Source organism: Candidatus Contendobacter odensis Run_B_J11, from assembly GCF_000531125.1.
GTDB lineage: Bacteria > Pseudomonadota > Gammaproteobacteria > Competibacterales > Competibacteraceae > Contendibacter > Contendibacter odensensis.
In genome coordinates, this window is sequence record NZ_CBTK010000302.1 from 68,559 (window position 1) to 89,119 (window position 20,561).

Annotated in this window: 21 protein-coding genes; 4 read left to right on the plus strand and 17 right to left on the minus strand. The window is 57.9% G+C overall.

All coding sequences use genetic code 11. The annotated features are described in order from the left end of the window. Nucleotides 1–5: 5 nt before the first annotated feature. Nucleotides 6–812 (plus strand): hypothetical protein, encoded by an 807-nt coding sequence (locus BN874_RS20570; RefSeq protein ID WP_154725047.1) that lies wholly within the window; start codon nucleotides 6–8, stop codon nucleotides 810–812. A gap of 89 nt (nucleotides 813–901) precedes the next feature. Here BN874_RS20570 and BN874_RS20575 read toward each other — a convergent pair whose 3' ends face one another. The 5 genes from BN874_RS20575 to BN874_RS20595 form a co-directional block, all read right to left on the minus strand. Then, entirely contained in the window at nucleotides 902–1,126 is a 225-nt protein-coding gene (locus BN874_RS20575; RefSeq protein WP_034436575.1) for a YMGG-like glycine zipper-containing protein, read from the minus strand. A 3-nt stretch (nucleotides 1,127–1,129) separates the two neighbouring features. Further along, the gene (locus BN874_RS23035; protein ID WP_051498151.1) at nucleotides 1,130–1,576 is read right to left on the minus strand and encodes a hypothetical protein; all 447 of its coding nucleotides are present in this window, start codon (nucleotides 1,574–1,576) and stop codon (nucleotides 1,130–1,132) included. 84 nt (nucleotides 1,577–1,660) lie between these two features. Further along, nucleotides 1,661–2,269, minus strand: a complete 609-nt coding sequence (locus tag BN874_RS20585) for a hypothetical protein (protein ID WP_034436577.1) — start codon at nucleotides 2,267–2,269, stop codon at nucleotides 1,661–1,663. 174 nt (nucleotides 2,270–2,443) lie between these two features. After that, nucleotides 2,444–3,043, minus strand: a complete 600-nt coding sequence (locus tag BN874_RS20590; RefSeq protein WP_034436579.1) for an LON peptidase substrate-binding domain-containing protein — start codon at nucleotides 3,041–3,043, stop codon at nucleotides 2,444–2,446. A gap of 6 nt (nucleotides 3,044–3,049) precedes the next feature. Then, nucleotides 3,050–3,682, minus strand: a complete 633-nt coding sequence (locus tag BN874_RS20595) for a flavin prenyltransferase UbiX (RefSeq protein WP_034436581.1) — start codon at nucleotides 3,680–3,682, stop codon at nucleotides 3,050–3,052. Between the two features lie 262 nt (nucleotides 3,683–3,944). On the opposite strand from BN874_RS20595, the gene BN874_RS20600 reads away from it, so the two are divergent. After that, nucleotides 3,945–5,588, plus strand: a complete 1,644-nt coding sequence (locus tag BN874_RS20600) for an acyl-CoA synthetase (RefSeq protein ID WP_034436583.1) — start codon at nucleotides 3,945–3,947, stop codon at nucleotides 5,586–5,588. Between the two features lie 127 nt (nucleotides 5,589–5,715). Here BN874_RS20600 and BN874_RS20605 read toward each other — a convergent pair whose 3' ends face one another. From BN874_RS20605 to rsmG, 12 genes are all read right to left on the minus strand, one after another. After that, complete coding sequence (locus tag BN874_RS20605; protein ID WP_034436585.1) at nucleotides 5,716–6,144, minus strand: F0F1 ATP synthase subunit epsilon; 429 nt, start codon at nucleotides 6,142–6,144, stop codon at nucleotides 5,716–5,718. Nucleotides 6,145–6,216: 72 nt separating this feature from the next. Then, on the minus strand, nucleotides 6,217–7,593 hold the full coding sequence (gene atpD, locus BN874_RS20610; RefSeq protein WP_034436587.1) for a F0F1 ATP synthase subunit beta: 1,377 nt from the start codon (nucleotides 7,591–7,593) through the stop codon (nucleotides 6,217–6,219). Between the two features lie 69 nt (nucleotides 7,594–7,662). After that, on the minus strand, nucleotides 7,663–8,526 hold the full coding sequence (atpG, locus tag BN874_RS20615; RefSeq protein WP_034436589.1) for a F0F1 ATP synthase subunit gamma: 864 nt from the start codon (nucleotides 8,524–8,526) through the stop codon (nucleotides 7,663–7,665). Between the two features lie 12 nt (nucleotides 8,527–8,538). Next, complete coding sequence (gene atpA / locus BN874_RS20620; RefSeq protein ID WP_034436591.1) at nucleotides 8,539–10,098, minus strand: F0F1 ATP synthase subunit alpha; 1,560 nt, start codon at nucleotides 10,096–10,098, stop codon at nucleotides 8,539–8,541. Nucleotides 10,099–10,113: 15 nt separating this feature from the next. Further along, nucleotides 10,114–10,689 carry a F0F1 ATP synthase subunit delta gene (locus BN874_RS20625; protein ID WP_034436592.1) on the minus strand — a complete coding sequence of 192 codons (576 nt, stop codon included), beginning with the start codon at nucleotides 10,687–10,689 and terminating at the stop codon, nucleotides 10,114–10,116. A 17-nt stretch (nucleotides 10,690–10,706) separates the two neighbouring features. After that, a complete protein-coding gene (locus BN874_RS20630; protein ID WP_034436594.1) occupies nucleotides 10,707–11,177 on the minus strand; it encodes a F0F1 ATP synthase subunit B in 471 nt (156 codons plus the stop codon). Between the two features lie 51 nt (nucleotides 11,178–11,228). Continuing rightward, nucleotides 11,229–11,516 (minus strand): F0F1 ATP synthase subunit C, encoded by a 288-nt coding sequence (gene atpE, locus BN874_RS20635; RefSeq protein WP_034436596.1) that lies wholly within the window; start codon nucleotides 11,514–11,516, stop codon nucleotides 11,229–11,231. Between the two features lie 87 nt (nucleotides 11,517–11,603). Continuing rightward, nucleotides 11,604–12,407 (minus strand): F0F1 ATP synthase subunit A, encoded by an 804-nt coding sequence (atpB, locus tag BN874_RS20640; protein ID WP_034436599.1) that lies wholly within the window; start codon nucleotides 12,405–12,407, stop codon nucleotides 11,604–11,606. Then, complete coding sequence (locus tag BN874_RS20645; protein WP_051498152.1) at nucleotides 12,404–12,784, minus strand: ATP synthase subunit I; 381 nt, start codon at nucleotides 12,782–12,784, stop codon at nucleotides 12,404–12,406. Before BN874_RS20645 ends, atpB begins: the two co-directional genes overlap by 4 nt. Before the next feature lie 213 nt (nucleotides 12,785–12,997). Continuing rightward, complete coding sequence (locus BN874_RS20650; protein ID WP_034436601.1) at nucleotides 12,998–13,870, minus strand: ParB/RepB/Spo0J family partition protein; 873 nt, start codon at nucleotides 13,868–13,870, stop codon at nucleotides 12,998–13,000. Then, complete coding sequence (locus tag BN874_RS20655) at nucleotides 13,867–14,667, minus strand: ParA family protein (protein WP_034436603.1); 801 nt, start codon at nucleotides 14,665–14,667, stop codon at nucleotides 13,867–13,869. Before BN874_RS20655 ends, BN874_RS20650 begins: the two co-directional genes overlap by 4 nt. 7 nt (nucleotides 14,668–14,674) lie before the next feature. After that, on the minus strand, nucleotides 14,675–15,313 hold the full coding sequence (gene rsmG, locus BN874_RS20660) for a 16S rRNA (guanine(527)-N(7))-methyltransferase RsmG (RefSeq protein WP_034436605.1): 639 nt from the start codon (nucleotides 15,311–15,313) through the stop codon (nucleotides 14,675–14,677). Between the two features lie 550 nt (nucleotides 15,314–15,863). Between rsmG and BN874_RS24820 the strand changes: the two genes are divergently transcribed. Both BN874_RS24820 and BN874_RS24010 read left to right on the plus strand, forming a co-directional pair. Beyond that, nucleotides 15,864–20,240, plus strand: a complete 4,377-nt coding sequence (locus BN874_RS24820; RefSeq protein ID WP_154725048.1) for an RCC1 domain-containing protein — start codon at nucleotides 15,864–15,866, stop codon at nucleotides 20,238–20,240. A gap of 134 nt (nucleotides 20,241–20,374) precedes the next feature. Beyond that, nucleotides 20,375–20,506 carry an IS4/Tn5 family transposase DNA-binding protein gene (locus BN874_RS24010; RefSeq protein WP_081756563.1) on the plus strand — a complete coding sequence of 44 codons (132 nt, stop codon included), beginning with the start codon at nucleotides 20,375–20,377 and terminating at the stop codon, nucleotides 20,504–20,506. Nucleotides 20,507–20,561: the final 55 nt, after the last annotated feature.

The window sequence follows — 20,561 nt, forward strand, 5'->3', positions numbered from 1 at the left end:
CACTGATGAATGAATTCATTTACGATATTCCCGTTGAACAGCTTCCGATCTATCGGGGCAACCACTTAATCCTTCGTACCCGCCATCCGGCGATACTCCCCGCGCTCTTGGCAGAGGAGAATCCAGATCACATTGTCGGGGTGCGACTGCTGTCTCTGGAGGCCGATTCCGAGGCGCTGAATGCCTGGGCGCCGGGACTGCCGCTGGATCTGGTTATGACCGATCCCGCCACCGAATTTCCCCTGCTGTACCGGCACACCAACCTGCTCGACAACCATCCGGCACGGGTCGTGATCCCGGTTAGCCCAGGATTCGGCAAGGCGGTCAAGGTTGCCGTCGCGCTGGATTTCGCAGTGCTGCTGGAGGCAGGGCAACCCGAACCGGCGTTGATTGAGGAGCTGACGGAAGTGGTGACGTTCTATCTGCGCCAGCCGAGCGTTACCCAGCCGGTCGAATTTTTTCACAGCACACTGCTCGGCTTTTATCACGACGATCCGATGCCATTGTGGGTTGTGGTAGACGAAAATCCACGCTACCAACGCTATGTCACCGACGCCGGTATCGAATGCCTGCCGGGGCGCTTGGCGAATGTTGAAGTGGCAGTTGCTCCCGACGCCCATCGGGAACACGAGATCGAGCAGGTGCTGGCAGCGAACGAGGATTGCCAAAGCTGTGAGTTTCTGCGGAGTTGCGGCGGCTATTTTAAATGGCCACACCGCGATTACGACTGTGCCGGGATGAAGCGGCTGTTTGGTCTGCTGCAGGATGCCGCCGCCGAATTGCGTCGCGATCTTGATGCGGGACCGGCCTAGCGAATGTATTTCCCGCCGGCGTTGATCCCGGCGGGAGCAGTGGTTTTAAGCAACAGACCGTCGGTCTGGTTTTAGCAGTGGTACCGCTGTTATTGCTTGTTCCGACCGTAAATGTTGCCTACGACGGCGCCCGCCGCACCGCCGATCAACGCGCCGGTTCCGGCATTACCGCCGGACAAGCCACCGATGGCTGCGCCGCCCAGTGCGCCGATGGCCGCGCCGCTCATGGTACCTTGCTGGGTGGGCGTCATGTTGGTGCAGCCCACGCTGAGTGCGAGCGCAGGAATCGCGAATAAATAACCAATCTTTTTCATGAGTTACCCCTTTTTCGTCTTAGGCACGACCAGTTCGAACCAGATCACTTCGACAACAGGCCGCTGTTGGTGGTCTGGACTGGCCTTATAGTAGCCATCCACCAATTCCACGATTTGCGGTACGGTCATACCATCCAGGGATTTGACCAGATTGACGACGGTCGTGCGGTGCTTGGGACGGGGGCCGGCCAACTGGTACTCGATCATCGCCATATTCAGGATGCCGAGAATATAAGCCCGTTTCTCGGTCTCAGTGCCCTTCACCCAGTGTTCGCCGGTGGGAAGCAGCCATTCTTTTTTGGTCGAATCTGCGGCTTGCGCTGGCGGAGATGCGGTGGGCTTGGCAACAGGCGGCGCAGGGTCGGCGGCTTGAACCGTAGTCCAGCCCGCCAGGCCGGCAGTTAGGCCAATCACCAGCAACGTGGCCGCGAAACGCTGTTTTTTCAGCATAAATATCCTCCTTGGGAGGTTGTTGGGTTCAAAGAAAAAAGTCCCCTTCGTGGGGATAACCGGGTCGGCGCAGGTCTTTCATAGTTACCCTTCACTGGGGCGGGCTTTCCGTTCCTGCCAACGATTATATCCCCAGACCCCAACAAAATAGACGATGGCGATTCCGAAACCCATCCACATCAGCAGGGGCGCGAGGTTGGAAAAAGCCACATTGATAAGTCCGCCGGTGAGGATAAAGACCGCGACCACGCACAACCGCCAATCGTAGTAAATGCCAGCCAGAAAGGCGCTCAGCGCGATGGTGTAGGTCATCATGAAGCTGCCCTGCCGGTCATCGATCAGATCATAAATATTGTTGTGGCCCTCGGACAGCATATAGAGCAGAACCGCCAGCGCACCCACCGCGCCCCAGTGCAGAATCTGATGCCCGACCAGACTCAGCCGCGATTTCAGGGTCGGCTCGACGTTGTTCCACTGGGTGAGAATGCAGATTAGACAGAAGATCGGGATCAGCCCATGCCAGTACCAGCGGCTGGTATCCAGATCGTGGGTTGTGTAAGCGGCGCCGATCCAGGCCAGCACGATCATGAGATAGAAACCAATATCTCTGGGGCGAAACAGCCGCCACAACAGGCTGGGTTTTGCTGGGGCTGGGGTCGGCGCTGAAGCTGGGGTCAATTCGGGTTCGGACATGATAGTTTCCTTAGCGGAACTTGGTTTTTACGGTTGAATAACGCACAGTTTAGCGCATACCTCGCTGATGAAGCGCCCGGCGGCGGCCAGCACCGCATCCCGCGCCTGATGGCGGGGAACGTGCGCACGATCAGGCAGACATGGAACTTCAGTGGATATGTCACTTCGGTAGCATCAGGCGATCTGTTGTTCCTGGAACATCGCCAGCAGGACATCCAGTCGTTGGTGGGGTTCGGTCATCTCCAGCAGCGCCTGGCGGATGTGTAGCGGCAAGGGCAGCAATTCCGTCAGCCGGTTACCAATCCAGGCGGCGTCGCGCCAGTCCGGGGCAAGAAACCGGGCGTAGGGCACCAGGTTCTCCTGCTCCAGTAACTCGCGCAGAACCCGCACCAGCGGTTCATGACTGGGTAACGGGGGTAACACGGGATCGTCCGGCAGCCACAGTACTTGGCCGATCAACAGATTGTCAGGCTGAATCCGATGCCCGACCACCCGCAAGCGCTGTACGCCCAGACCGATGACCCCAAGCAAACCATCCTCCAACGGGTCGAAATCCACGATGCGCGCCAAGGTGCCCACCGGGTGAATACTGATCGGCTGACTACCTGCTTCGCTCCCTTCATAAATCATGACCACACCGAAACCGCTATCATTTTTCAAACAATGGCTCACCATATCCAGATAGCGGGGCTCGAAAATTTTCAGCGGCAACACCCCGCCAGGAAACAGCACGGTTTTTAGCGGAAATAACGGAAATTCCTGGGTGGCGATCATGGCGGTTCACCTTGGCTCCGGGCTTTCGCCCCAGCGTGGCAGCAGCATGTGAGAAATGTCGAGTTGGTCGAGAATGCGGGCGACGATAAAATCCACCAGTTCCATTGCCGTAGTCGGTCGGTAGTAGAAACCGGGATTGGTGGGGAGAATAACTGCGCCAGCGCGAGCCAGCCGCAGCATGTTTTCCAGGTGAATGACCGACAGCGGTGTTTCTCGCAGCGCCAGAATCAGCTTACGCCCTTCTTTGAGACTGACATCAGCGGCTCGTTCCAACAGGTTATCGCTGTTGCCATTGGCGATAGCCGCCAGTGCGCCAGTGGTGCAGGGACAAACCACCATCGCCTGAGCCAATGCCGAGCCACTGGCCGGCGGTGCGGTCCACTCGTCTTGGCCGTAAACCCGCAGTTGATCAGGATCGCAGCGGTAATGTTCGGTCAATACCCGTTGAATATCGCGTGGGCGACCGGGCAGATGCAGATCGGTTTCCATGTGGATGACGATCTGCGCTGCTTTCGAGAGCAGCAGTTGCACCGGCCACCCCGCTGTTAACAGGCATTGCAGCAAGCGTAGACCGTAATCGGCGCCGGACGCGCCGGTCATGCCAAGAATAATCGGGCGGAGCGCTGGCGGTTCGGGCATCGGCATATGATCCAAGGCTGAGAGTTGAGGGCGACTTTTGGCACGACTATTGGTATGCGTCAAGGCAAAATGCAGTTTCTCATGTTGTTTTCGGCACTCCATTTGCCGCTCGCACTCCAGGTTTTCCCCGAAGTTGTTTTGATTTTCGGCGGACAATGGTTCGTATTGAAGTTACTGCTAATACGTTCCATTATTTGATGGCACCTTTATCGAGGGCGGTCATAAAAATCTTTTCCATTCCAAGAACAACGAGGACAACCGCATGAACACCCATTCACAAACCGCCTACGAGGTGGGCTTAGGTAAAAATGCTGCCAATTTCGTAGCACTGACTCCGCTGACCTTTATCGAACGCGCTGCATCGGTTTATCCCAACCACATCGCAGTGGTGCATGGTTCCACCCGGCGTAGTTGGGCGCAAACCTATACCCGCTGCCGACGGCTGGCCTCGGCACTGCGCCAGCGCGGTATCGGCTTGGGCGATACGGTGGCAGCCATGTTGCCGAATATCCCGGAGATGTTTGAGCTGCACTTTGGTATACCGATGACCGGGGCGGTGCTGAACACCCTGAATATGCGGCTGGACGCCGAAACCATTGCGTTCATGCTTGAACACGGCGAAGCCAAGGTACTGATCACCGACCGCGAGTTTTCTGAAACCATTAGCAAAGCGCTGCGGCTGATCCAGATCCAGAAACGCCCGTTGGTCATTGATGTAGACGATCCACAATTTGTCGGTGGCGAAAAGCTGGGCGGGTTGGATTACGAGACGCTGCTGGCTGAAGGCGACCCGGAATTTGCCTGGCAACCGCCCGCTGACGAGTGGCAGGCTATTTCCCTGAACTATACTTCGGGCACCACCGGCAATCCTAAAGGTGTGGTTTACCATCATCGCGGCGCCTATCTGAACGCAATCTGCAATGCGATGGTGTGGGACATGGGTCTGCATCCGGTCTATCTGTGGACGCTGCCCATGTTTCATTGCAATGGCTGGTGCTTCCCGTGGACGCTAGCCGCCGCCGTGGGTACCAACATTTGCTTGCGCCAGGTTCGTGCCGATCTGGTGTTCGATCTGATCCGACAGGAGCAGGTCAATCACTTCTGCGGGGCGCCGATTGTGCTGAATCTGCTCAAGAACGCGCCGGATTCATTGAAAGCCGGTATTAGCCATGTCGTAAAAGTGATGACGGCTGGCGCGGCACCGCCAGCGGCAGTCATCGAGGGCATGGAACGAATGAATTTTGATGTCACCCATACCTATGGCCTGACCGAGACCTACGGACCAGCGGTAGTGTGCGCTTGGCACGATCACTGGAATGAATTACCGCTGGAACAGCGGGCCGCGCTCAAGTCTCGCCAGGGGGTGCGTTATCCGATGCTGGAAGGGCTAATGGTTGCGAACGCCACGACCTTGGAACCGGTGTCGCAGGATGGCAAAACCATCGGCGAGATCTTCATGCGCGGTAACAACGTGATGAAAGGCTATCTCAAAAATCCCGCTGCCAGCGAGGAAGCCTTTGCGGGTGGCTGGTTTCACAGCGGCGATCTGGCGGTTTGGCATGAAGACGGCTATATCGATATCAAGGATCGATCCAAGGACATCATCATTTCCGGTGGCGAGAACATTTCTACTATCGAGGTTGAGGACGTACTGTACCGGCATCCGGCAGTCATGGAAGTGGCCGTGGTGGCGCGCCCCGACGAAAAATGGGGCGAAACACCGTGTGCTTTCGTAACCCTCAAATCAGGCATGGAACACGTCACTGAAGAAGAGATCATCGGGTTTTGCCGCACTCAGTTGGCGCGGTTCAAAGTACCAAAAACCGTCATCTTCGGGCCGTTGCCCAAGACATCAACCGGCAAGATGCAGAAATATATCCTGCGCGAGCAGGCTAAACAGTTGTAATGATTGGCTCACAACCTCCGTGTCGGCCTATCCAACACCCCAACAAAAAGGCCGTGGCAGTCGCCACGGCCCAACGGGGAATCAATGTTGTTGTTATTAGTCTGTAAGCGCACCAAATCTACTGAATCTAGCCTGACTTACGCAGCCGGCGCATCTTCTCGATGGTCTGCAACTGCGCAATGGCCTCGGCCAGTTCAGCCTTGGCTCTGGCGAAGTCAAACTCGCTACGACTGTCGGCGATAACCTGTTCAGCCCGTTGCTTGGCAGTCTGTGCGGCGACCTCGTCCAAATCCCTGGCTCGCTCGGCAGTGTCGGACAGGATAGTCACTACATGTGGTTGAACCTCTAGCATTCCCCCCGACACATAGAACAATTGCTCCTCGCCGCCCTGGAGCTGAAGCCGAACCTGGCCCGGCTTTAACCGCGTCAGCAATTGGCTGTGGCGCGGTAAAATGCCTAATTCACCTAATTCACCCGGCGCAGTCACCATCTCCACCGGGCCGGAGAACAACTCCTTCTCCGCACTGACGATATCAACGTGCAGTGTCATGGCCATGATGCGTCCTCTTATCGGTTGTGAATGGAATGCGGTTCTGGTGATATTTCACCGACCTGAACCGCCATTCCATTACAGCTTGTTGGCCTTTTCCACGGCCTCGTCAATCGAGCCGACCATGTAGAACGCCTGCTCAGGCAGATGATCGTACTCGCCAGCGACGATGCCCTTAAATGCGGAGATCGTGTCCTTGAGCGCCACATACTTGCCCGGCGAGCCGGTGAACACTTCGGCAACGAAGAACGGTTGCGACAGGAAGCGCTGAATCTTACGTGCCCGGGCCACTACCAGCTTGTCTTCCTCGGATAACTCATCCATGCCCAGAATGGCAATGATATCCTTCAGCTCCTTGTAACGCTGCAAGGTACTCTGCACGGCACGCGCAGTATCGTAGTGATCCTGACCGACCACCAGCGGATCCAGTTGCCGTGAAGTCGAATCCAGCGGGTCTACTGCGGGGTAGATCCCCAACTCAGCGATCTGGCGCGATAACACCACCGTAGCGTCCAAGTGGGCGAAAGTAGTCGCTGGCGATGGGTCGGTCAAATCGTCAGCAGGCACATAGACCGCCTGGATCGAGGTGATCGAACCGGTTCGGGTTGAGGTAATGCGTTCCTGCAACACGCCCATTTCCTCGGCTAAGGTCGGCTGATAGCCTACCGCCGAAGGCATGCGGCCCAGCAACGCTGAACACTCGGTGCCGGCCAGGGTGTAGCGGTAAATATTGTCGATGAACAGCAACACATCGCGACCTTCGTCACGGAAGTTCTCGGCAATGCTCAGACCGGTCAAGGCCACGCGCAACCGGTTACCCGGCGGCTCGTTCATCTGGCCGTAGACCAGCGCCACCTTGTCCAGCACGTTCGAATCCTTCATCTCATGATAGAAGTCGTTGCCTTCGCGAGTCCGCTCGCCCACGCCCGCGAACACCGAGTAACCGGAATGTTCGATAGCAATGTTGCGAATCAACTCCATCATGTTGACGGTCTTGCCGACCCCTGCGCCGCCGAACAGGCCAACCTTGCCACCCTTGGCGAACGGACAGAGCAGATCAATAACCTTGATCCCGGTTTCCAGCAGTTCGGTTGCGCCCGACTGATCCTCGAACGCCGGCGCAGGCTGATGGATGCCACGCAAGGTTTCGGCTTGCACCGGTCCTTTGTGGTCAATCGGCTCGCCCAGCACATTCATGATCCGGCCCAGGGTCGCTGTGCCCACCGGCACCGAAATCGGCGCATGGGTGTCACTGACCTGCATGTTCCGCTTCAGCCCTTCCGACGATCCCATAGCAATAGTACGTACTACGCCATCGCCCAGTTGTTGCTGTACTTCCAGCGTTAGGCCATTTTCATCAATACGCAACGCATCATAAATTTTCGGCACCGATCCGCGTGGGAATTCGACATCCACCACTGCGCCGATGATTTGCACGATATTGCCAGAACTCATTTTTTGGGTTCCCCTTAATTGGTTTCACCGCACGCCCGCTCTCGGCGAGAACAGGCGTTTACCGCGACCTTACACCGCCGCAGCACCGCCCACGATCTCGGACAGCTCCTGGGTGATCGATGCCTGCCGGGCCTTGTTGTAGATCAGTTGCAACTCGTCGATGAGGGCACCCGCATTGTCCGATGCGCTCTTCATGGCCACCATACGGGCCGCCATCTCGCAGGCGACGTTCTCCACCAAGGACTGATAGACGACGGACTCGCCGTAACGCCGGAGCAGTAACTCGATCAATTCCTTGGGGTCAGGTTCGTAGATGTAGTCCCAGCGATGCTGAGGCGCAGTATCCTTCACTTCGGCGGTGATGGGCACCAACTGCTCGATCCTGGGCTTCTGGGTCATGGTGTTGACGAATTCGTTGTACACCAAGTGAACAGCATCAACCCGTCCCTCGGTGAACGCATCAGCCATCACCTTGACCGGCCCCAGCACATCTTCAAAGCGGGGTGCGTCGCCCAAGTGGGCAACATGAGCCACGACATTACCCTTGAGCCGCCGGAAAAACTGGAACGCCTTGGTGCCGATAGTACAGAGATCAACCTCGACCCCTTGACCCCGCCATTGCTGCATGGCGGCGATGGTGGCCTTGAACAGGTTGGTGTTCAGGCCACCGCACAGGCCGCGATCCGTCGAGATCACGATCAATCCAACCCGCTTCACCTCGCGTTCTATCAGCCCCGGGCTACGATACTCGGTATGGGCATGGGCCAGGTGCGAGATGACGTTACGAATCTTGCTCGCATAGGGCCGAGCCGCTCGCATGCGCTCCTGTGCCTTGCGCATTTTGCTCGCCGCCACCATTTCCATGGCTTTGGTGATCTTTTGAGTACTTTTAATACTCTTGATTTTGGTTCGTATCTCTTTGGCACCGGCCATGCTGACACCCGTTTAACCGACGTAGTTGGCCTTGAAATCTTCCGCGATCTTCTTCAAGCCCGCTTCGATTTCATCGTTTAAGTCACCGGTCGCATTGATCTTGGCGATCAATTCGGCATAGTGCATCCGCGCATGAGCTAATAATCCGGCTTCAAAAGCGCCAATCTTGTTCAGCGCGATATCATCCAGATAACCTCGCTCTACCGCGAACAGCGAAACACCCATTTCAGCGACTGACATCGGCGAGTACTGCTTCTGCTTCATCAACTCGGTAACCCGCTGACCGCGCTCAAGCTGTTTGCGGGTCGTCTCGTCGAGGTCAGAAGCGAACTGGGCGAATGCCGCCAACTCACGATACTGCGCCAAAGCCAGCCGGATACCACCGCCCAGTTTCTTGATGATCTTGGTCTGAGCAGCGCCGCCAACGCGGGATACTGACAGGCCAGGATTGATGGCAGGGCGGATGCCGGCGTTGAACAGATCCGTCTCCAGATAAATCTGACCGTCCGTGATCGAGATCACGTTAGTCGGCACGAATGCGGATACGTCACCAGCTTGAGTTTCGATCACCGGCAGCGCGGTCAGTGAACCCGTTTTCCCCTTCACCGCACCGTTGGTCAGGCGCTCGACCTCTTCCGCGTTGATACGGGACGCCCGTTCCAGCAACCGCGAATGCAGATAGAACACGTCGCCGGGGAACGCTTCGCGGCCCGGTGGCCGACGCAGCAACAACGACACTTGCCGGTACGCCACGGCCTGCTTGGACAGATCGTCATAGATGATCAGGGCGTCTTCGCCCCGGTCGCGGAAATACTCGCCCATGGAGCAGCCGGAATAGGGCGCGATAAACAGCATGGCGGCTGATTCGGAAGCGCTGGCGGCAACCACGATGGTGTGATCCATCGCACCATGCTCTTCCAACTTGCGTACCACGTTGGCAATCGAAGAATTCTTCTGGCCGATTGCGACATAGATACACTTAATGCCGGTGCCTTTCTGGTTGATGATCGCGTCAATCGCTACCGCCGTTTTACCGGTTTGGCGATCACCGATGATCAATTCGCGCTGGCCGCGTCCAATCGGGACCATGGCATCAATCGCCTTGAGTCCGGTTTGTACCGGCTGACTCACCGATTGCCGTTCGATCACGCCTGGCGCGATCTTTTCAATCGGTGCGGTCAAGTCGGTACCAATAGGCCCCTTACCATCAATCGGATGGCCCAAGGCATTAACCACCCGCCCCAGTAGCGCCTCACCGACCGGCACCTCCAGGATGCGCCCGGTGCAGAGTGCTTTATCACCTTCAGATAGATGCTCGAAGTCGCCCAGAATCACCGAGCCGACGGAATCGCGCTCCAGATTCATGGACAGGCCGTAGGTGACCGGATCGCCTTCCCGGGGTGCCGGGAACTCGATCATTTCACCCTGCATTACATTGTCAAGGCCGTAGATCCGAGCGATACCGTCAGCCAAACTAACAATAGTGCCTTCGGTGCGTGCTTCGGCAACCGCCTGATAACTGTGCAGGCGTTGCCGAATCAGATCACTGATTTCGGAGGGTTTGAGTTGCATAAAGCGGTATTCCCCTTACTGGCTCAAGGCCATGGCGAGTTTGTCCAGCCGGCCGCGCGCCGAACCGTCGATCACCAGATCGCCGACCCGAATCACCGCACCCGCAACCAGCGCCTCATCTGTCCTGCAATCCAGCACCACACTGCGCTTAAACTTTGCCTTGAGCGCTTTGATTACACGCTTGCGCTGGGCATCCGTTACGGTGGTGGCGCTGATAAGTTCGGCGCGAACAATACTTTCAGCTTCCGCACGCAACCGCTCGAACACAACGGCGATACTCGGCAGCATGTGCAGGCGATGATTCTCGGCCAACAGCCGGAGGAAGGTGACAAATACCTCCGGCAGCTCTGCACCCCCGCGAGCATCGCGGCACAGTCCGGCCACCAAATCGGCTTTCTGTTCGCCGCGCAGTTGGGGATTCCACGGCCCTAACAGGCGATACAGAGCAGATTCCGCAGTGATAGTGGCGGCGGTTTGCAGCAGATCAGACCAAACCGGCAAAGCCTGGGCAGTCTGCGCATCCTCAAAGGCGGCGCGAGCATAGGGCCGGGCGGCGGCGGCAGGTCGGACAACGGTTGTCGTTTCAGCCATTGGCGTGGTCCGTGTAGTTAGAGCTGCGCGATCAAGTCGTCCAGCAGGGCAGCGTTGGCCGCTTCATCGACCTCGCGCTTGAGAACCTTGCTGGCGCCGGCCACGGCGAGACTGATGACTTGACTTCGGAGCTGCTCACGGGCGCGGTTGACCTCCTGTTCGATTTCAGTCTTGGCGACCACGAGTTGGCGGTCACCCTCGGCACGAGCTTCCAATTTGGATTGCTCAATCGCTTCATTGGCACGTTTTTGAGCCTGGGCGATGATTTCGGTAGCTTGCTGCTTGGCTTCTTTCAGCATTTGCGCGGCTTTGGCCTTAGCCAATTCCTGCTCGCGCATACCGCGTTCTGCGGATGCCAAGCCATCAGCAATTCGCTTCTGGCGGTCTTGCATGGCCTGGATGATTGGCGGCCATACATACTTCATGGTGAAGAGCACCAGAAGGCCAAACGTGATCATCTGCCCTATGAGAGTGGCATTGAAGTTCACGTGATTACCTCCTCGGGTACGCAGGAATGGTGCGACATATAGCCTCGGAGATTACTTGGCAAGATGTTGCAGCACAGGGCCGAGGAACGGATTGGCGAAAGTGAAGAACAGGGCGATACCGACACCAATCATGGTCACCGCGTCGAGCAGGCCGGCAACGATGAACATCTTGACCTGCAAGGCAGGGATCATTTCCGGCTGGCGGGCTGCGCCTTCCAGGAACTTGCCACCCAGCAGGGCGAAGCCGATGGCGGTACCCAGCGCGCCCATACCCAGAATCAGCGCTACGGCGATGACGGTCATACCCTGCACATTGGCAATCAGGCTTGCAGCTTCCATTATGGTCTCCCGTTGAAAAGTCGAGGTGTGGATGAAAAAACCAGTTTAGCGGAGCCGGAGTAACCAGCTCCGCAAGTTCGCGCCGACTTAGTGATCCTCGTGCGCCATACTCAGGTACACGATGGTTAGCACCATGAAGATAAAGGCTTGCAGGGTGATAACCAGGATATGAAACACCGCCCATGGCCAGCCTAGGACAAACTGGAGCCACCAAGGCAGCAGCGCGATCAGGATGAAGATCAACTCGCCGGCGTAAAGATTGCCAAACAGACGCAGACCGAGCGAAATCGGCTTGGCCAGGTCTTCGACGATCCGCAGCAGCAGATTGAACGGCATGAGCCATATACCAAAAGGATGAGTCAAAATCTCCATCGAAAAGTGGATCGGCCCTTTAACCTTGAAACTGTAGTAGTAGAGCAGAAGCAGCACGGAAATCGACAAGCCAAAGGTCGAGTTTAGATCGGTCGAAGGTACCGTGCGTAAATAAGGGATACCAAAGACACCAGCGATGGCAGGCAATAAATCCACTGGGATCAAATCCATGGTGTTCCATAGGAACACCCAGATAAAAATAGTCAAAGCCAGCGGAGCAATAACGGGATTGCGTCCATGGAATGAATCTTTAACCTGGGTATCCACAAACTCGACCATGATCTCACAGAAGTTTTGCAATGGACCGGGTACGTCACTGGTAGCTGATTTGGCAGCCTTCATGAATAGCCACAGAAACAGGCTGCCTAGTGCAATTGAAAAAACCATGGTATCAAGATGAACCACCCCAAAGCCGCCCGTCTCTTCCCCATGCAGAAACTTCATCTGGGTGAGATCAAATCGGAGATTGGTCAAATGGTGAACGATATATCCCGTTGCGGAATGACCAGTTTCGCTCATAGCGTCCTCACCGAAGCGTCGAATGTGAAAGGTAATGCCAGCCAGTACGCCATCAACGCTGCTATGTACGCCAACAGAAGCGGAAGCGGAGAGACATCGAGCCAACGAAGGGCGATACTCAACAGGGCAACCGTCAGCAAGAGTTTGACAACCTCACCCACATAAAAGGCTTGGGCGATTTTGGCGGCGGGTGATCCAATGCGAACTGAAAAAACCTGGCGGGCAAAATAAAGACTGACGAGAGTGCTGACCCCCCCTCCGACCAACGCGGAGCAGGCAGCTCGATTACCATCGGAGATAAGGGAAACTACAGCAACCAACAGCGTGACGAGCAGTTGGATGATAGTAATAGTCCGGGTGACCTGTTTTCCGCCCATGGATCGCATTCGTTCTATATTCTCTAGGTGCCAGCATTGCGCTGGAGCCTAATTTATAGGTGTAGTTATATTCAGTATTGATTTTTTGATTTTCTTATCTATCAAGCCTGTGAAGCCACTCCAAAAAATGCTTTTTCTTGGCTTGCTTTGGCATTGTAGAGTGCCACGGATTATAGGGAATTTAGCACGGCGGGGTCAACGAAAATTACGACATCATTTGACTCGGGACAGGATGCCGTCAAGTTCATCCAGCGTGTTGTAGTGGATGACCACGCACCCCTTGCCCGATGTTCCATGCTGCAACCGCACCCGTGTTCCCAGCCGCTCCGATAGGTTGTCCTGCAACAACCGGATATTGGGGTCGAGCGGCTTTGCCGGTGGGGACACACTGGCCGCCTGCTGGAGGCGGCGGGCCAGTTCCTCGGTTTCCCGCACCGACAAGCCCCGCACAAGTACCTGCTGGGCGGCTTCCCGCTGCAAAGCAGCCGGCAACGTCAATAAGGCGCGAGCATGACCCATGTCCAGCTTGCGATCCCGCACCCGTTGTTGCACCTCTTCGGTCAGTTCCAGTAAGCGAAGCAGATTCGTCACTGCGGTTCGCGACCGGCCCACCGCTTCGGCAGCCTGCTGGTGGGTCAGATCGAATTCGGCGATCAGTCGTTGCAGGGCTGTGGCTTCCTCCAGGGGATTCAGATCCTCGCGCTGAATATTTTCGATCAGCGCCATAGCGATAGCCGCCTGATCCGACACCTCACGGATCACGGCGGGCACCTCCTGCAAACCGGCCAGTTGCGCCGCCCGCCAGCGCCGTTCGCCGGCAATCAGCTCATAACGCCCCCCGCCCAGCGGCCGCACTATCACCGGTTGCACCAGACCTTGGGCGCGGATCGATTCGGCTAACTCTTGCAGCGTATCCTCACGCAAATCCTGGCGCGGCTGATAGCGACCCCGCTGGATCTGTTCGACCGGTAGCTGCCGCAACCTTTCGCCGGCGGCGGATTCTGGCAGCGCTTCGTTCCGCGCTGCCGCGCTTGCACCCAGCAACGCATCCAGTCCCCGGCCTAGGCCACCCTTTTTCCTGATCATAAACTGGTCCCATCGCCGACCCTGGCGGGCGGTCGTCGCAACCGTTTGCGCAGTTCCCGCGCCAGTTCCCGGTAACTTTGTGCGCCGCGTGAGCTGTCATCGTAATGAATGATGGGCAGACCGTAGCTGGGTGCTTCGGCCAGTCGCACATTGCGGGGAATCAGCGTCTCGAATACGGTCGCGCCGAAATGCGCCACAATCTGAGCGGAAACATCATTGGACAAGCGGTTACGGGGATCAAACATGGTTCGCACCAGCCCCTCAATCCGCAGACCGGGATTGGTAGACTTTCGCACCTTTTCAATGGTGTCGAGCAGGGCCGATAACCCTTCCAGCGCGTAATACTCGCATTGCACCGGAATGATCACCGATTGAGCGGCGGTGAGCGCATTGACCGTCAGCATGTTCAGCGACGGCGGGCAATCAATCATGATGATGTCAAAGTTCCATTCCACCGAGGCGAGGGCTGCCCGCAACCGACCCGGCGCGTTCTCGGTCTCCAGCAGATTGACCTCGGCGGCGGTCAGGTCACCATTGGCGGGCAGCAGTTGTAATTCAGCTTTTTCGACCCATTGCAGGGCATCGATCAGGGTCGCTTCGCCCATCAGCACTTCGTAGCTGGTGGCAGTGACGGTGTGCTTGTCCACCCCGCAGCCCATGGTGGCATTGCCTTGTGGATCAAGGTCAATCAGCAGCACCCGCTGCTTCAGGGCGGACAGACAGGCGGCCAGATTGACGGCAGTGGTGGTTTTGCCCACGCCGCCCTTCTGATTAGTAATTGCGATGATGGCAGCCATAGGGAATTCAGTCTCGGCAAATGGGAGCGGGTGCCAAATGCACCAGATGGCGTTCGGCATCCAGATGAGGGACGTGCAACGGGTGAACGCCGACCACGACATAATCCAGCGGCAGCCGGGCCAATTCATCGTCGGGGAAGACGCCTTTCATCGCCAGCAACCGGCCTTCAGGCGCACACAGCCGACCGGCGTCTACCACCATATCCGCCAAGGTCGCAAACGCCCGCGATACGACACTATTAAAGGGAGTAGCCGGTTGATAATCCTCGACCCGGCTGCGGATCACTCGGACATTTGCCAAGTGCAGTTCGGCGACGACCTGAGTCAGAAATCGGGTGCGCTTGCCGTTGCTGTCCAGCAAATAGAATTCGTAGTCGGGGCGGGCGCTTGCCAACGGGATGCCCGGCAAGCCAGCGCCGCTACCGACATCCAACACTCGTGGCCCTTCCAACCAGGGCAGGATCGACAGGCTATCCAGCAGATGCCGGATCACCATGGCATCCGGATCGCGCACGGCGGTGAGGTTGTAAGCGCGGTTCCAGCGCTCCAGCAAGGTCAGATAGGTGGTCAAGCCGTCCACCGCTCCAGTGGGCAACCGTAGCCCCAGCCGTTCGCTCCCTTCAATGATGGATTGTTCAATATTCATGCGTCGCCGCTGTACTGTCCATAGATCCGCATGGGTTGTAATAGGGCGCGGATTGTAACATGCGATTCGGCGATGACAGGGATTGGCGCGCTGCCGCAGGATCAGCCAACCTTCACTCGTTCCCAGACGAACCCTGACGAAAACCCGCTGGACATTGTGCCTAAATGCCAATAGTGTGATGCGTGTCTAAAATTTAGACCACAACCATTAGCCCTTTCGGCGAAGGAATCCCCATGTCAGGCCGTCAGTTACCCCCCTCATTGCATTTATATTATTAATTTTATTAATTATTTTTAGCATTCCCGCCGGAGCGGCCACCTTCACCGTCACCAACCTCAACGACAGCGGCACCGGGTCACTGCGGCAGGCGATTCTCAACGCCAATACCACCCCCGGTAGCGACACGATTAACTTCAGCACCGGGGGAACCATTACCCTTACCTCCGGGCAAATTACAGTCACTGACGCCCTAATCATCAACGGCCCTGGCGCGGGTGCATTGGCGATCAGCGGTAACCACGCCTCGCGGATTTTTAGCGTCGCTTCTGGGATGACAGTTACCATTAGCGGGTTAAGTCTTTTGAACGGGTACGACGCCTCGGCCGGCGGGGCAATCGGCAATGCGGGTAGTCTGACCATCGACAACAGCACCCTCGCCAACAACGCGGCGGGAACCACCAACAGCGGTAGTGCGGGCGGCGCTATCTCTAATGGGGGCACTCTGACCGTCACGAACAGCACCCTGTCCGGCAATTCGGCCACCTACGGCGGCTGCATTGACAATGGGAAAAATCCTCCATCTCCATTGACGATCACGAACAGTACGCTGTCGAGCAATTCCGCTTACGCGGGTGGTTGCATCTACAATTCCAGCACGCTGACAGTGACTATCACCAATAGCACCTTCTCCGGCAACTCAGCGGCGGAAAATGGCGGCGGCATTCGCAATGCCGATTCTGGTGGCCCACTGGACATCCGCAACAGCACCTTTTCCGGCAATACTGCGGGTGGCAATGGCGGTGGTATTCTCAATGGTCAATTCGCTGGCCCACTGGACATCCGCAACAGCACCTTTTCCGGCAATACTGCGGGTGGCAATGGCGGCGGTATTCTCAATGGCCCTGTCGCCACGCTCATTGTCAGCAACAGCACCTTTTCGGGTAATACCGCGACCGGTGATGGCGGCGGTTTGTGGTCTGGCGGGAATTCCCAAATCACAGTCAACCAAAGCACCTTGTCCGGCAATTCTGCGGGATACAGCGGCGGTGGTCTCTGGCTGTACGGCGCACAGACCACTATTGGCAATAGCCTGCTTTCCGGCAACAACGCCCCGCAAGGCAAGGAAATCCAGCAGGACAACTCCACGCCGGGCATCTTCACTTCTTTAGGCCATAACCTGTTAGGCCAGAACGGGGCTTCAGAAGTAGCGGGCGTCACATTGGCAGCCAGTGACCTCGTATTGCCGGGCGCGATTGCCACGGCGATTGGCCCACTCGCTAACAATGGTGGATCGACCTACACCCATCTCCCCGTCACGGGCAGTCCCGCCATCAATCACGGCGACAACACCCTGATTCCGGCGGGTACTACCACTGACCAGCGTGGTGCGGGGTTTCCGCGTATCGCGGGCAGCACGGTGGACATCGGTGCGGTGGAGGTGCAACAAACCGCGATTTCCTCCCTGTTGAGCGTCAGCCAAGTGAGCAGCGGCAACGGTACGGTCGCCAGCAGCCCAGCAGGCATCAACTGCGGATCGACCTGCGCTGCCAATTTTGCGGTTGGGACGGGGGTTACCCTCACTGCGACACCGGATACCCATTCGAGCTTTGGCGCGTGGAGCAGCGGAGCCTGTGCTGGTCAGAACAGCGTCTGCGCTTTGACAAAAGGCGCAGCGGATCAGACGGTAGCAGCCTACTTTCGGGGTGCCACAATTGCTGCCGGCAGTGTCCATACCGTGGCACTGAAGAGCAACGGCACGGTCTGGGCGTGGGGGTGGAACAGTCAAGGCCAATTGGGCGACGGCACCACTACTGACCATGCGACCCCAGTTCTGGTGAGCGGCCTGAGCAACATCCTCACGATTGCCGCTGGCGGCTCCCATACCGTGGCGCTGAAAAGCGACGGTACGGTCTGGGCGTGGGGGTACAACGGTCAAGGCCAATTGGGCGACGGCACCACTACTGACCACGCTACCCCGGTCCCGGTGATCGGCCTGAGCAACATCCTCACGATTGCCGCTGGCGGCTCCCATACCGTGGCGCTGAGGAGCGACGGCACGATTTGGGCGTGGGGGGGCAATAGTTACGGCCAGTTGGGCGACGGCACTACTACTGACCACGCTACCCCGTTCCTGGTAAGCGGCCTGAGCAATCTCATTGCGATTGCCGCTGGACAAGAGCATACTGTGGCGCTGAAGAGCGATGGCACGATCTGGACGTGGGGGGACAATAGGTACGGCGAGTTGGGCGACGGTACCACCACTGGCCGCTCTAGCCCGTTCCCGGTGAGTGGCCTGAGCAATCTCATCGCGATTGCCGCTGGCCAATATCATACCGTCACACTGAAGAGCGACGGCACGGCATGGGCGTGGGGGCTTAACATATTTGGCCAGTTAGGCAATGGCCTCACCGGTTTTATGTACCCTACCCCAGCTCCAATGATCGGCCTGAGCAACATCCTTACTATTGCCGCTGGCGGTAACCAGACCGTGGCGCTGAAGAGCGACGGTACGGTCTGGGCGTGGGTATCCACCCCGTTCCCGATAAGCGGCCTGAGCAACATCCTCATTATTGCCAATGGCGGTTTTTCCCATACTGTAGCGCTGAAGAGCGACGGCACGGTCTGGGCGTGGGGGACTAACTATTACGGCCAGTTGGGCGACGGCACGACCATTAGCCCTGGGAGCTACACTCCCGTGCAAGTGGTCGGCTTGGGCGGCGTTGGGTTCTTCAATGTCTACGAAAGCGACTATTTGCTGACGGTGAACAAAACCGGAACAGGCACCGGTACAGTGAGCAGCAACCCGGCGGGTATTAGCTGTGGTGTGGCCTGTTCGGCCAGCTTCAACAGCAGAACCAGCGTCACCCTTACCGCCACTCCAGCCAGTGGTTCTACCTTTGCCGGTTGGGCGGGGGCGTGTACCGGCACGGGCAGTTGTGCAGTAACGATGAGCGCCGCCAAGAGCGTGACCGCCACCTTCACTACCGCCGCGCCTAATGCCTACGCCCTCGCCGTACCCAAAGCAGGCACGGGATCAGGCACGGTCACCGGCACCGGCATCAACTGCGGGAGCGACTGCACTGAAAGCTATGCCAGTGGAACCAGCGTCACCCTCACCGCCACCCCGGACAGCGGTTCTGTCTTTGCCGGTTGGTCGGGAGCGTGTACCGGCACGGGCAGTTGTGCAGTAACGATGAGCGCCGCCAAAATTGTGACCGCCACCTTCACTGCTGCGCCAACCTACACCTTGACCGTACCCAAAGCAGGCACGGGATCGGGCACGGTCACCGGCACCGGCATCAACTGCGGCAGCGACTGCACCGAAAGCTATGCCAGTGGAACCAGCGTCACCCTCACCGCCACCCCGGCCAGCGGTTCCACCTTTGCCGGTTGGTCGGGGGCGTGTACCGGCACCGGCAGTTGTGCAGTAACGATGAGCGCCGCCAAGAGTGTGACCGCCACCTTCACTACCGCCGCACCTAATGCCTATGCCCTCACCATTGCCAAAGTGGGCACTGGATCGGGCACGGTCACCGGCACCGGCATCAACTGTGGCAGCGACTGCACCGAAAGCTATGCCAGTGGAACCAGCGTCACCCTCACCGCCGCGCCCACCAGCGGTTCCACCTTTGCCGGTTGGACGGGGGCGTGTATCGGCACCGGCAGTTGTGCGGTAACCATGAGCGCTACCAAGAGTGTGACCGCCACCTTCACTACCGCTGTGCCCAATACCTATGCCCTCACCGTCGCCCAAACGGGAACCGGTAGCGGCATGATCGGCAACAGCGGCACTTACGCGGTGGGAGCCACCGTCACCCTTATTGCAAGCCCCGATACTGGATCCACCTTTGCCGGTTGGGGTCCTTCTCCATGTGCGGCCAGCTTTACCATGCCCGCCAACAGCCTCACCTGCACGGCCACTTTCAATAAGAGCAATCAAATCCTCGGCTCTGCCGTGGGCGTGTTCCGCAACGGCCAATGGTTCCTCGACGCCAACGGTAATGGGGTGTGGGACGGCTGCGGCACCGAGTTCTGCTTCACCGGCTTTGGTCAAGCGGGCGATATGCCCGCCTCCGGCAACTGGAGCAGTGGCAGCAAGAGCTTCATCGGGGTGTTGCGTTCCAGCACCGGCGAATGGTTCATTGACCGCAACGGCAACCAGCAATGGGATGGCTGCGCGGTCGATGGCTGCTACAGCGGCTTTGGCGCGCCCGGCGATCTCCCGGTGGCCGGGGACTGGAACGGAACCGGTTTTGCCAAAATCGGCGTATTCCGCAACGGCCAGTGGTTCCTCGACGCCAACGGCAACGGCGCGTGGGACGGCTGCGGCACGGAACTCTGCCTGAGCTTCGGCCAGTTGGGGGATTTGCCGGTGGCCGGGAATTGGAACGGCGGTTTGCAAGCCGGAGTCGGGGTGTTCCGCGCCGGGACCTGGTATCTGGACTATAACGGCAACGGCAAATGGGACGGTTGCCAGCAGGACGGCGGGCAGGATCTCTGTCTCTACGGCAGCTTCGGCCAAGCGGGCGATCTCCCGGCGGCGGGCGATTGGAACGGCGACGGCAAGGCCAAGGTCGGGGTGTTCCGCAACGGCACCTGGTTCCTCGACTACAACGGCAACGGCCAATGGGACGGTTGCGACGTGGATCGCTGCTATTTCGGCAGCTTCGGCCAAGCAGGTGATTTGCCGGTAGCAGGCAAGTGGTAAAACTCTCCCGAACTCGCCAATAGCTTCACTCCCGGTAGCCTTACCCCTGCCGGGAGCCTTGAAGAGCATCTTATTACCCACAATTGCCAACTTATTGTAAAATATAGGCTTTTACAATATTGTAGAGTGTATAGATGAGCTGGGCACAGCAGGAATTCGAGACCTTGGAGTTGGGAGATGCCCGGCGGACACGGCGACTGATTAGGCGGATGGATGATCTGTCGGCTGCGCCGACGGGAAGTATCCCGCTGGACAGCGGGGACTAGTACTTCACCCGCTCTGAATTGACGGGTAGAGGCGTTTTAACTTGATGCGGGCATC